Origin of the sequence: Pseudoxanthomonas koreensis, assembly GCF_041890415.1 — a bacterium.
Classification (GTDB): domain Bacteria; phylum Pseudomonadota; class Gammaproteobacteria; order Xanthomonadales; family Xanthomonadaceae; genus Pseudoxanthomonas; species Pseudoxanthomonas koreensis_A.
Map to the genome: position 1 here is coordinate 1,592,898 of NZ_CP169056.1, position 12,177 is coordinate 1,605,074.

Annotated in this window: 13 protein-coding genes; 5 read left to right on the forward strand and 8 right to left on the reverse strand. The window is 69.0% G+C overall.

The genetic code is table 11. The features are described from left to right. Window positions 1–616: 616 nt before the first annotated feature. Entirely contained in the window at window positions 617–916 is a 300-nt protein-coding gene (locus ACEJ41_RS07275) for a hypothetical protein (RefSeq protein WP_374011629.1), read from the reverse strand. Between the two features lie 156 nt (window positions 917–1,072). On the opposite strand from ACEJ41_RS07275, the gene ACEJ41_RS07280 reads away from it, so the two are divergent. Next, the gene (locus ACEJ41_RS07280; protein ID WP_374011630.1) at window positions 1,073–1,606 is read left to right on the forward strand and encodes a hemerythrin domain-containing protein; all 534 of its coding nucleotides are present in this window, start codon (window positions 1,073–1,075) and stop codon (window positions 1,604–1,606) included. A gap of 18 nt (window positions 1,607–1,624) precedes the next feature. Here the strand turns inward: ACEJ41_RS07280 and ACEJ41_RS07285 are convergent, their stop codons facing one another. The 6 genes from ACEJ41_RS07285 to ACEJ41_RS07310 form a co-directional block, all read right to left on the reverse strand. Beyond that, window positions 1,625–3,091, reverse strand: coding sequence for a SulP family inorganic anion transporter (locus ACEJ41_RS07285; RefSeq protein ID WP_374011631.1), 1,467 nt, complete (start codon window positions 3,089–3,091; stop codon window positions 1,625–1,627). A 198-nt stretch (window positions 3,092–3,289) separates the two neighbouring features. Continuing rightward, window positions 3,290–4,360: an HDOD domain-containing protein gene (locus ACEJ41_RS07290; protein WP_374011632.1), complete on the reverse strand. Its 1,071-nt coding sequence runs from the start codon at window positions 4,358–4,360 to the stop codon at window positions 3,290–3,292. 109 nt (window positions 4,361–4,469) lie between these two features. Then, window positions 4,470–4,985, reverse strand: a complete 516-nt coding sequence (locus ACEJ41_RS07295; protein WP_374011633.1) for a hypothetical protein — start codon at window positions 4,983–4,985, stop codon at window positions 4,470–4,472. A 25-nt stretch (window positions 4,986–5,010) separates the two neighbouring features. Beyond that, window positions 5,011–5,481 (reverse strand): DUF1456 family protein, encoded by a 471-nt coding sequence (locus ACEJ41_RS07300; protein ID WP_374011634.1) that lies wholly within the window; start codon window positions 5,479–5,481, stop codon window positions 5,011–5,013. Between the two features lie 67 nt (window positions 5,482–5,548). Further along, entirely contained in the window at window positions 5,549–5,917 is a 369-nt protein-coding gene (locus ACEJ41_RS07305; RefSeq protein WP_374011635.1) for a YajD family HNH nuclease, read from the reverse strand. A gap of 102 nt (window positions 5,918–6,019) precedes the next feature. After that, a complete protein-coding gene (locus ACEJ41_RS07310) occupies window positions 6,020–7,261 on the reverse strand; it encodes an amidohydrolase (protein ID WP_374011636.1) in 1,242 nt (413 codons plus the stop codon). 201 nt (window positions 7,262–7,462) lie between these two features. Between ACEJ41_RS07310 and ACEJ41_RS07315 the strand changes: the two genes are divergently transcribed. From ACEJ41_RS07315 to ACEJ41_RS07330, 4 genes are all read left to right on the forward strand, one after another. Beyond that, window positions 7,463–8,359 carry an acetoin reductase gene (locus ACEJ41_RS07315; RefSeq protein WP_374011637.1) on the forward strand — a complete coding sequence of 299 codons (897 nt, stop codon included), beginning with the start codon at window positions 7,463–7,465 and terminating at the stop codon, window positions 8,357–8,359. A gap of 336 nt (window positions 8,360–8,695) precedes the next feature. Further along, on the forward strand, window positions 8,696–9,847 hold the full coding sequence (locus tag ACEJ41_RS07320) for an SPFH domain-containing protein (RefSeq protein ID WP_374011638.1): 1,152 nt from the start codon (window positions 8,696–8,698) through the stop codon (window positions 9,845–9,847). Window positions 9,848–9,866: 19 nt separating this feature from the next. Continuing rightward, window positions 9,867–11,186, forward strand: a complete 1,320-nt coding sequence (locus tag ACEJ41_RS07325; protein ID WP_374011639.1) for a TFIIB-type zinc ribbon-containing protein — start codon at window positions 9,867–9,869, stop codon at window positions 11,184–11,186. Further along, window positions 11,186–11,434 (forward strand): hypothetical protein, encoded by a 249-nt coding sequence (locus ACEJ41_RS07330; protein ID WP_374011640.1) that lies wholly within the window; start codon window positions 11,186–11,188, stop codon window positions 11,432–11,434. The genes ACEJ41_RS07325 and ACEJ41_RS07330 overlap by 1 nt, the downstream gene beginning before the upstream one ends. Before the next feature lie 116 nt (window positions 11,435–11,550). Here the strand turns inward: ACEJ41_RS07330 and ACEJ41_RS07335 are convergent, their stop codons facing one another. Further along, complete coding sequence (locus ACEJ41_RS07335; RefSeq protein WP_374011641.1) at window positions 11,551–12,084, reverse strand: hypothetical protein; 534 nt, start codon at window positions 12,082–12,084, stop codon at window positions 11,551–11,553. Between the last annotated feature and the right edge of the window lie 93 nt (window positions 12,085–12,177).

Genomic DNA, 12,177 nt, shown 5'->3' on the forward strand with positions numbered 1-12,177 from the left:
CGTAGAGGGCCTCGATGTCGGCGACCAGGGTCTTGCGGGTCTCGGCCATCGCATCCGTGCCGCGATAGGGCGCCAGCGCCGCGTCCTCGGTGATCCCCGGCCTGGCGCCGTCGGCATAGACCGAGATGGTCGAGATGAAGATGTACTGGCCGACCGCGTCCTTCAGCACCGCGCCGGCATCCCGGACCCAGGAAGGCAGCGATGTCGGGTTGTCGATGCACACGTCCCAGCGGCGCCCGCGCAGCGCGCCGAGCTCGCCGCTGTCGCGGTCGCCATGCAGCTGTTCCACCTCGCCGGGCCACTCGGGCGACGGGCGACGCCCGCGGTTGAACAGGGTTACGCGGTGGCCGCGTGCCAGCGCGTACTGCACCTGGAAGGGCCCGGTGAAGCCGGTGCCGCCCAGGATCAGGATGTCGAGCGGCCTGGCCGCATGCGCGACGGGCGTGGCCGCGCGCACGGCAACAGGCATGGCGGCGGAAGCGGCCGCGAGCGCGCCGAACTTGAGCAGGTCGCGGCGTGTGGAAGGCATGGCAGGTCCCGGCAATGGCGTGGTGCCATGCCAGCACCCCCCCGGCGCCGGCGCCCCCTGCCGGAAGTCGCAGTGCATTCCGGCAGGTCAGCCCGGGTCCCGGGCGCGCGCCTGGTCCACCCTGCGGGCACGTTCCCGTAGCAGGCGCCAGGCGTCGTGGAACGCATATACCCCCATGCCTGCGGTACACAGCGCGCCAACCGCGAACAGCGCGCGGCCGAACGCCTGGTTCCAGGCGTCGGGGAGCAGAGGAAGGCCGCCGGTGAGCCGCCCGCCAGACACCACGATGAATATCGCCGTTGCCGCCAGCCCGCAGCAGGCCAGGCCCGCGACGACTGCCGCGGCGACGCTCCGGTTGCGGCGTGGACCCATCCGGATACGGATCATCGAACCTCCGGGCCTGGCGAGACCCGCCATCGCCGGCAATCCTAGACGACCGGTCCGCCCGACGACAAACGTACAGGGTGGCCGGTCCAAGCGATCACGTCGCCACCACGATCGGTGCCGCATCGTCGCGCTGTCCATCCGAAGAAGGAACCGACCATGGCGACGCGCGACATCCTCAAGACCCTCAGGGCCGAGCACGACGAGCTGCGCGGGCTGTTCGAGGAGATGGAATCCACCACCGACCGCGCCGGCAAGAAGCGTGCCGACCTGCTGGCCAGGATCAAGGCCAACCTGTTGCCGCATGCGAAGTGGGAGGAGACCGTGTTCTACCCCATGTTCGCCGAGCGCGCCGACCGCGATGGCCTCAAGACCCACGCCGAAGCGGTGCAGGAACACCGCGCGGTGGAGAAGACCGTGCTGCCGGACGTGCATGCGGCCGACTTCACCACGCCGCAGTTCGCCGGCCGGGTCAAGGTGTTCGGCGAGCTGATCGACCACCACGCCAGCGAGGAGGAGTCCACCATGTTCTCGATGGCGCGCAAGCTGTTCACCCCGAAGGAGCGGGCCGAACTGGACGTGGCCTACGAGGAGTGGAAGGCATCGCCCGCCGCGGCCGGCCTGGCGGCGATGGCCGAGGTCAAGACCGGCGCGAAGGCGGCGGTACGCAAGGTGACCCGCCGCGCGCAATAACGACCGCCGGCACCGGCCCTACTTCGCCGCCACCGGCGCCCGGTGGGTCTCGAGTCGTTCGACCAGCAGCTCGCTGGCCTCGTTGAGCCCGATCACCTCGACGTTCGCGCCGTGGCGGCGCAGCTTCAGCACCACGCGGTCGAGCGCGGCCACCGCGCTGGTATCCCAGAAGTGCGCGTCGCGCAGGTCGATCACCACCTTCGACGGCGCGTGCAGGTAGTCGAAGCTGTTGGCAAACTGCACCGCGGACGCGAAGAACACCTGCCCCTGCACGCGATAGCTGCGCACGCCCGGCACGCTGTCGTCGGCGGTGACGGCCAGCAGCGCGCTCACCCGGCGGGTGAACGACAACGCGGTCAGCAGCACGCCGGTCAGCACGCCCATCGCCAGGTCGCGGGTGGCGACGGTGACCACCACCGTGCCCAGCATGATGAGGTTGGCGGTCTTCGGATGGGTGCGGATTTCGCGGAAGCTCTTCCAGTGGAAGGTGCCGATGCTGACCATGATCATCACCGCCACCAGCGCGGCCATCGGGATCAGCGACACCCACTCCGAGGCGTAGACCACCAGCACCAGCAACACCACGCCGGCGACCAGGCACGACAGCCGTCCGCGCCCGCCGGAGCTGACGTTGATCACCGACTGCCCGATCATCGCGCAGCCGGCCATGCCGCCGAAGAAACCGGTGACCACGTTGGCCAGGCCCTGGCCGGCCGATTCCCGGCGGCGGTCGGTGGGCGTGTCGGTCATGTCCTCGACGATCTGCGCGGTCATCAGCGATTCCAGCAGGCCCACCACCGCCAGCGTGGCCGAGACCGGCAGCAGGATGCGCAGCGTCTCCCAGTTCCACGGGATATCCGGGACGAAGAACGCGGGCAGGCTGTCGGGCATCTGGCCCATGTCGCCGACGGTGCGGATATCCAAGCCCAGCACGATCACGGCCACGGTCAGCACCACGATGGCCACCAGCGCCGAAGGCACGACGCGCGTGAGGCGCGGCAGCAGGTAGATGATGGCCAGGCCCGCGGCGCACACCGCATACACCGTCCACGGCATGCCGATCAGCTCGGGCAGCTGGGCCAGGAAGATCAGGATCGCCAGCGCGTTGACGAAACCGATCACCACCGAGCGCGACACGAAGCGCATCAGCGTGTTGAGCCGCAGCGCGGCGGCCAGCAGCTGCAGCAGGCCGGCCAGGATGGTGGCGGCGAACAGGTACTGCAGGCCGTGGTCGCGCACCAGGTTCACCATCACCAGGGCCATCGCGCCGGTGGCGGCGGAGATCATGCCGGGGCGGCCGCCGGCGATCGAGGTGACCACCGCGATGCAGAACGAGGCATACAGCCCCACCTTGGGATCGACCCCGGCGATGATCGAGAACGCGATCGCCTCGGGAATCAGCGCCAGTGCGACCAGCACGCCCGACAGCACGTCGCCGCGCACGTTGCCCAGCCACTGCTCGCGCAGCGGATAGATTGCAGACATCAGGATCACTCCAGCCACGCCGTGGACGGCGCGCGATTTACGGATGGGAGCAGCATGACCCGCATGACGCCGTGGATGCAGTGCGCACGAACGACGATGCGGCGCCATGGCGGAATCATGCGCAACGCGGGCGTGCGCGAGCCGGCATTCTATTGCAATGCAGCATGACGCTCAACGCGCAGGCGCGCTGGCCATCGGTCAGGCGGTGGCCGGCGCCGGCTCGGCCATGTCGAGCATCTCGTCGGCGGCCTGCATGCGGCTGATGCGCAACGCGCGGCCCAGGCTTCCCAGCGCCTCCCACTGGCTGTCGCCGGCCAGTTCCGCGAGCGCCTGTTGCACCCGCTCCGACAATCCCCACTCGGCCGCGATGGCACGCGCGCAGCGCACCGACCAGGTATCGAGCAGGGACACCAGGGCCTCCGGGTCCGGGCCGCCTCCGCCGTTCCGGCTCCAGCAATCGCGCAGCACCTGCACCACCATTACCGAGCCCAGCCCGTAGAGCAGGGCCAGCAGTTGCGCCGCATGCAGGTCATCGCGGCGCGCCCCCCTGGCCGGACGCATCGCGATGTCCGCCGACAGCAGGGTGTGCTCCCAGAGCAGCGCCGCACAGCGCGCAAACACGCTGCCATCGTCGCTGATCACCGGCTGCAGCAGCGCGGCCATCACGATCTGGCGCAGGCCCTCGGTGCCGAGCATGGTCACCGCCCGCTCCAGGTGCTCGACCGACGCCCCCTGCCGACGGTAGATGGCACTGTTGGCAATGCGCAGCAGGTTGCCGGCCAGCGCCGGGTCCTGGCCCAGGATCGCCGCGATGGAATGGGCATCGGCGTCCGGGTCGTTGATGGCACGGGACAACTGCGGCAACAGGTGCGGGCGCCGTGGCGTATAGCGCGGGTGCGCCCGGATCCCGGCCAGGGTCTGCACTGCGGCCGCCTCTGCGGCGGCGGCGGCGCGCGCACCATCCGATCCTGCAGCCGGCACCGCGGTCATGCCCGCGAGCGTGTGCGCACACAGCCGCTGCAGGATCACCCGCTCCGGCTCCGGCATGGCGCTGTCCAGCGCTGGCGCCAGGTCGTCATCGTCGCCAGGGGTTTCCGGGGCCTCATCGTCATCGGCCGGCAGCACGTCGTCACCGGAACCGGCGTCGGGTGCCGCCATCACGGAGGCGCCCTGCCCGGCATTGCCATCGTGACGCCCGCGTGCGCGCAGCCAGGCAGCGGCGGCCAGCGCCAGCACGGCAGCGGAGAGTGCTATCCACAACGTCGGCATGCGCGTCGTCAACCGGGGTTGCCGGGATCCTTCCCCGGCCGCGGTGCCTATTCAAGCACACATGCGCCGGCCTCGGCCCGGTGCCGCCGCTGCAAGCGGCGCGTCGGCGTCAGGCCCGCCCGCGCTCGCGCGCCAGCCGTTCCTGGGCCAGCCTTTCCCGAGCCAGCTGCAGGCTGGCCTGCCGCAGCAGGCCCGCGGAAGGCTGCTGCGGATCGGGCACGAACACCATGGCCCACAGGTTGCGCATGATCTGCACCGGCGTCACCAGTACGCCCAAGGGCAGGCTCCACCAGCCCAACACCGTGCTGTACACCAGGCCGCGCAGTTGCGCCTTGAACCCGCACCTGCGGCATGAGATCTGGCTGCGGGTGCTGAAGTGGGTGAACACCACGATCGACCACACCCGATAGGACAAGCGCAGTTCCACCGGCCCCCGTCCCTCGCACGCCGGGCACCGGCCGCCGTGGATCTGCAGCGCCTTCAGGCGCACGTCGGCCTTCGGCAGTTGCGTGGAAAGCGGGAAAATCGGCCCGTCCCGGGCGCAGGTGTCGCAACAGTATTGGTAGTCGCCGTCGCGTATGCCACCCGGCAGAATCCAGAAGTTGCAGGCGTGGCAGCGCCTCATGGTCGCTCCTTGCGGTCCATCCGGGTCAAGCAGTGCGCACGCGCAGCGTCAATCCCTTGAGGAACGCCCGCAGCAGCTGGTCGCCGCAGGCGCGGTAGTTCTTGTGCCCCGGCTGCCGGAACAATGCGGAGAGCTCCGGCTTGGATACCGGGAAGCCCGCCTCGGCAAATACCTGGTGCATGTCGTCGTCCTTGAGCTGGAACGCCACCCGCAGCTTCTTCAGCACCAGGTTGTTGGTGATGCGCTTTTCCACCGGCCGCGGCGGCAGGCTCTCGTCCCGGCCGCGCAGGTGCACGATCAGGCCATCCAGGACACGGGCCAGGACCGCGTCGCTGCAAGCCAGGTATCCGGGCTCATCCTCCTTCAACAGGAAGGCGCGCACATCGTCCTTGTCGAGGACGAGTGCCGGGTCGGACAACTGCGCGATCGCGACCACCTTGCTGTCGCCGAGGTCGAGCATGTAGCGGATGCTGCGAAGGACATCGTTGTTGATCATCGACCGGATGCATGACTGACGGAGGCCGCCAAGTCTACCGGCTGGCCAGCGCGCCTGCGCCCTGGCCTCAGCGCTTGCGCTCCAGTAGCGCCTTGAGGTCGGAGAACGGCGTGGCCTTGGCCGCGACCGTCACGTCCTCCGCAGCCAGTGCACTGACCCCCGTGTAATCGACCTGGCGCGAATGCTCGTTGTCATGGCAATACACGCACAGCAGCTCCCAGTTGCTGCCATCGGGCGGGTTGTCGTCGTGGTTGTGGTTGCGGTGGTGGACCGTCAGCTCCTGCAGGTTGGCGCGGGTGAAATCACGGGCGCAACGGCCGCAGGTCCACGGGTACATCTTCAAGGCGCGCTCGCGGTAGCCCTTGGCGCGCTGCTCCTCGCTGCGACGGGCCTCGGCAACGATGCGGTCCAGTCGTGCGTTTTCGGGCGTTGGCATGGTCGCGAAGTCAGATGGGAACGGCGGGAAAAGCGTAGCACCGCCCGGTGCCCGCAACGGCGCCCTGCCCCGGATGGCAGATCACAGGTTGTGGGCCGGGATTCAGGCCGATGGCGCAGCGGCGCACAACCAGGCCGATGCGGCGGTGAGCATGGCCTGCAACCCGGTCTTGAGCGTCGGGTCGAGGACCGGTGCGAAGCGCGGCGAATGGTTGCTCGGGATGTCGCGGATCCTGCCCGCGGCGCGCGCGGCCTCCCAGGTGGCCGGATCGGTGCCCCCCACGAACCAGAACACGGATGGCGCGCCCCAGGCCCGGCCGAACTCGCTGAAATCCTCGCTGGCGGCGGACGGCTGACGCTGGTACGCAGCGTCGCCGAACTGCGCGGAGAAGGCTTCGGCCACCCGCGCCGTCGCCGCCGGGTCGTTGAGGGTGAGCGGATAGCGGCTCAGCGTGGCGAACTCCGGCGGCCGCGGCGCGCCCGAGGCATCGGCCTCGGCACAGCAGATGCGCCGCACCGCCCCGAGTATGTGTTCGCGCACCCCGTCGTCGTAGGTGCGCAGGTTGAGCTTGAGGACCGCCTGCTCGGGGATGATGTTTTCCCGCGTGCCGGCCTGCAGCGAACCCACCGTCAACACGGCGCTGTCGAACGGCGAGACTTCGCGCGCAACGATGGTCTGCAGGCGCAGCACCGTGGAGGCCGCCATCACCACCGGGTCGACCGAGGTGTGCGGCTCGGAACCATGCGAGCCGCGACCGAACAGCGTCACCTGCAAGCTGTCACCAGCCGACAGCATCACGCCGGTCCGGTAGCTGACGGTTCCGGCCGCGCCCACCATCACGTGCTGCCCGAGCACCACGTCGGCACGGGGCAGCCCGGCACCATCCCAGTCGGCAACCATCGCCGCCGCACCCTGGGCCACCTCCTCGCCCGGCTGGAACACCACCACCGCCGTACCGCGCCAGGCATCGCGCGCCTCGGCCAACACCTGCGCCGCGCCCATCAGCCAGGCCATGTGCAGGTCGTGGCCGCAGGAATGCGCTACACCGGGCACCCGGCTGGCATAGGGCAAACCGGTGTCCTCGTCCATCGGCAACGCGTCCATGTCCGCGCGCAGCATCACCGTTGCGCCTTCGCCGTTGCGAAGCACGCCCACCACGCCGGTCAACCCGACCTCACGGGTCACCTCATACCCCAGCTTGCCGATGTAATCGGCCGCGATGCCGGCGCTGCGGTGCTCCTGCATGGACAGCTCTGGATGCCGGTGCAGGTCCCGGTAGATTGCCAGCAGCTCCGGCGCCATTGCGTCAAACCGCGTTTCCAGAGCTTGGGTGAGCGGATTCATGCAGATCCCGGTGAGGCTGGTGGGTGGACCGCGATCATCGTGATGGCCGCAGCATACGTGATGCGGCAGAACTCCATTCATGGCGTGCAGCCATGTCGCCGGCCCCTGGCCAGGGCCCTGTTCGAAGACGGCAGGACAGGCCGGTTTACCGGGTCCGGCGAGCAGCCGGCACCACGTGCGCTTCACCCCGGTCGGCGCACCGTGGATGTCCATTCCGACAAGGACACCCTCATGGCCACCCAGGACCACGCTGCAACCGATGCCCATGGCGGCGCCCGGGCCGGACACCGGGCCGTTTCCAAGGCCAACCGTACCCGCCCCGACACCCGGCGCGTGGCCGTCGTCACCGGCGGTGCCGCCGGCCTGGGCAATGGCATCGCCCACCGCCTGGCCAACGACGGCCTGGCGGTCATGATTTCCGACATCGACGAAGACAAGCTTGCCCAGGCGCGCAAGGCTTTCGCCGCCGCCGGCCACGAGGTGCAGACCTTCAAGGGCGACGTCTCCAGGCGCGAGGACCAGCAGGCGCTGGTGGCCAAGGCGGTCGAGGCGTTCGGACGGCTCGACGTGTTCATCAACAACGCCGGCATCGAGCAGGTCAAGCCGCTGGACGATGTTGGTCCCGACGACCTGGACCTGATCTTCCGCATCAACTGCCACGGCGTGCTCTACGGCATGCAGGCCGCAGCCGCCCAGATGCGCAGGCAGGACGAGGGCATCGGCAAGATCATCAACGCCTGCTCCATCGCCGGGCACGAATCCTACGAGATGCTGGGCATCTACTCCGCCACCAAGCACGTGGTGCGCTCGCTCACCCACACCGGCGCCAAGGAGTACGCCAAGGACGGCATCACCGTGAACGCCTACTGCCCCGGCGTGGCCGGCACCTCGATGTGGGACCGCATCGACGAGGCCATGGGCCGCTACATGGGCACCCGGCCCGGCGAAGCATTCCAGAAATTCTCCGAAGGCATTCTCCTGGGCCGCACCCAGGAACCGGAGGACGTGGCCAACCTGGTGTCCTTCCTTGCCTCCACCGACTCGGACTACATCACCGGCCAGGCCATCATCACCGACGGCGGCATGGTGTTCCGCTAGGGCTGCCTTGATGCCAGCGGGCCTCGGCGACACCGGGCTCCGAGGCCGATGCGGCGAGCTACCGGCTGTATCGCCTGTTCGACTTCCGCCAACGCCCGCGGCTGTTCAGCCTGCCCGGCGCGATTGCAGGGCATTGCCAACTGGATGCGGTCTCGTATCTGGCACGGCTGGCTGGATAGGGCGTCCTGCGCCCGCGCTTGACCCGTCCGCGCCCCACCCCGCCCCGACGTCGGCGGCCGGCCAGGCCACCTGGCCCGGACCGGATGATTGCCGGGATGTATAGTCTGGCGCGCGCAGGGCCGGTACCCCGCTGGCCGCGACGAATGGAGAAGTGTCATGGGTCTTGTGCAGGCGGTGGCGGGTGCGGTGGGTGGCGTGCTGGCCGACCAGTGGAAGGACTTCTACACGGTGCCGGCCGGTCTGCCGGCGACGGCTGCGCTGTTTGCCGCCGTGCCGCATGGCCCCAATGCCGGGCGCGGATCGAACACGCAGGCCTCGTCCAACATCATCACCAACGGGTCGAAGATCGTCGTGCCCGAGGGCTACGGGCTGCTGCTGCTCCAGGACGGCGCCGTCACCGGCTTCGCCGCCGAACCGGGCGGCTACGAGTGGCGCTCGGACGACATCAACTCCAAGTCGGTGTTCGCCGGCGACGGCCTGGTGTCCTCGCTGATCACGCAAAGCTGGGAGCGCTTCAAGTTCGGCGGCCAGCCGGGCGGCCAGCAGCTTGCGTTCTTCGTCTCGCTGAAGGAACTGCCGGACAACCGCTTCGGCACCCAGTCGGAAATCTACTGGGACGATGGCTTTCTCAACACCCAGGTCGGCGCGGTCACGCGCGGCTCGTACACGCTGAAAATCATCGACCCGATCCTGTTCGTGAAGAACTTCGTGCCGGCCAGGTATCTGCAGCCCGGCCAGGTGTTCGATTTCACCGACATCGACAACGCCGCAGCGAGCCAGCTGTTCAATGAGGTGGTCGGGTCGCTGGCGCCGGCCTTCAGCCTGTATACGAACGACCCGGGCAAGGGCAACCGGATCACCAGGCTGCAGCAGGATTCGGTGGGCTTTGCCCAGAGCCTGGCGGCGGCGGTGGAGCACGCCTACCAGTGGAGGTCGGACCGCGGCCTGGCCATCGTCAAGACCGCCATCATTTCCATCGAGTACGACCCGAACACGCGCGAACTGCTCAAGACCGTGCAGCGCGCCGATGCGCTGGCCGGCGCCCGCGGCAACTCCAACCTGCAGGCCAGCGTGGCTGCCGGCGTGCAGTCTGCCGGCGAGACCGGGGGTGCGGCGGGCCTGGTCGGCGTGGGCATGGCGACGGGCATGCTTGGCGGCGTCGGCACCCTGCAGCAGCCAGTGGCACCGGCGGCACCGGCGGCCGATGACCCGATCGCCAAGCTCACCAAGGCCAAGCAGATGCTCGACCTGGGCCTGATCACGCAGGGCGACTACGACGCGCTCAAGACCAAGACCCTGGGCCTGTAAGGCAGGGCGGGCTTCGACGATGTCCCAGCACACGGGCACCCCGCCACCGCCACCGCCGTTGCCGCCGGCCATCGGCCCCGGTTCGCCGCAGGACGTGCCGCCGTCACCCGGGAGTTTCCCGGTGGACCCGGCCACCCTGCCCGGCCCGATCCGCGACGAGATCCTGGCGCCCGACCCGGTCGCCATCGACACCGCCTCCGAGGCGCTCAAGGACGGGCAGAACCACTGCCCGAAATGCGGTGCCACCGACATCCGGCAGCGGCCCGGCACCGACAGGCTGATCTGCCTGTACTGCCGCAATGAATGGCATGGCGAGGGCGTGGAAGAGGCCTTCGGACTCGGCGTGGGCCTCGACGAACTGGAGGGCACCATCATCGCCTCCGGCGCGCAGGCCATCGCGGCCGACGCCGCCAGCCTCATGAGCTTCAAGTGCGCCGGCTGCGGCGCGGAAGTCACCGTGAACACGGAAAGCTCGATGACCGCGCGCTGCCACTGGTGCCGGCACGTGTTCGGCGTGAACGAACAGGTCTCCAACGGCGCCGTGCCCGACGCCGTGTTGCCGTTCCACATCAACAAGCAGGACGCGGTGGCGCGCATCCGCCAGTTCGTGGACAAGCGGCGGATGTTTGCGCTGAAGGCCTTCAAGGAGGAGTTCACGCCCGAGAACGTGGTGGGCGTCTACCTGCCGTACATGATCGTGGACGGCAAGGCCAGTGCAAGCGTGGCCGGCCAGGGCGAGATCGAAACCCGGCGCTACACCCGCGGCAGCGGCGACAAGAAGAAGACCTACTACGACGCCGACGTGTACCAGGTGGAACGGCACGTGGATTTCACCGTGGACGACCTGCCGCTGGAATCCTCGCGCGAACGCGGAACGCTGGACACCAGCGTGAACACCAACAACATCATCAACACCATCCTGCCCTTCGACACCAAGAACGCGGTGAAGTGGAACGCGTCCTACCTGGTGGGCTTCACCTCGGAGAAGCGCGACAGCGACGTCGAGCACCTGCGCCCGCGCCTGGAAGACCAGCTGCTTTCGATCGCCCGGCGCCAGGTCGAGCCGTCGGTGAGCCGTTTCAATCGGGGCGTGCGCTGGGAGGAGGAACGCCTGGACGTGCATGGCACCCGCTGGGTGGCGATGTACCTGCCGGTATGGCTGTACTCCTACCACCAGCCGGGCGCCAACGGCGGCATGCTGCACTACATCGCGGTGAACGGCCGCACCGGCGAAACCATGGGCAGCGTCCCGGTGCAGCAGTGGAAGCTGCTGCTGGCCGCGCTCACCACCGGCACGATCCTGGAGATCGTCGCCCTCATCATCATAGGGATGCAGTAATGGGCGACGACAGTGGACTGTGGCTGCTGGCCCTTGGCCCGGCCGGTGCCGCCGCGCTGTACTGGGCCTTGTACCGGTACTACCGCAATACCGACAAGTCGCATGCCTTCGAGCACGAGACGACCGTGGATGCCAAGCCCGTGACGGGCGCGGAAGGCAAGGTCGGGCAAGTGACGGGGACGCAGGCACCTCGGATCGGCGGCGACAACGTGAAGGCGTACCGGCACAGGGTCAGGCGGGTTGCCTGATCCGATCCGTCGCCGCGGCCGGGCGGGCCGGTACGAAGTGCCGGTGGTACCTGCCGCCAATCCCCCGCCGCCGGGCCACCGGCAGGACCTGCCCGGCAGGCGGGAGACGCCCCGGATCAGCGCAGCGGCGGCGGGCCAACGCGGCCATCGTGGGGCGGCTGGGCAACACCCGGCTGGGCCACGCCGGGCTGCGGAACCCCGGGCTGGCCGGCGCCCGGCTGGGCAACACCCGGCTGGCCATAACCGGGCTGCGCAAAGCCGGGCTGGCCGACGCCGGCCTGGTCACGCGCGCGCGCCTTGACCGACCGGCCGAACCTCGCGATCAGGATCATGTTGAGGAAGTGCATCAGGCCAAGCACCAGCAGGCTGATGCCCACGCGGGAGCCGACCTCGGGCACCAGGTAGACCGTCTCCACCTCCCAGTTGCCCAGCCGGTAGCTGATGAAGCCGAGGTTGACCAGGTAGAAGCCGATGACCAGCAGCCGATTGGTGGAGGTGGCCAGCTCGGTGTCCTGGCCGAAGCTGCGCAGCAGGAAGACCTCGCCATTGCTGGACAGCGCGCGCGCCACCCAGATGGTCATCCCGATGGAAATGGTGAGGTAGAGGGCGTAGGCAAGGTGGGTCATGACGAAGTCTCCGAGTTCAAGCATGGATGTCGCTCCGGGTTGGGAGTGACGCCACGGTGCCCCCGGGTGCCCGTCACGGACCTCCGGAAAGATCATTCCGGAACAGATCGCCTACCG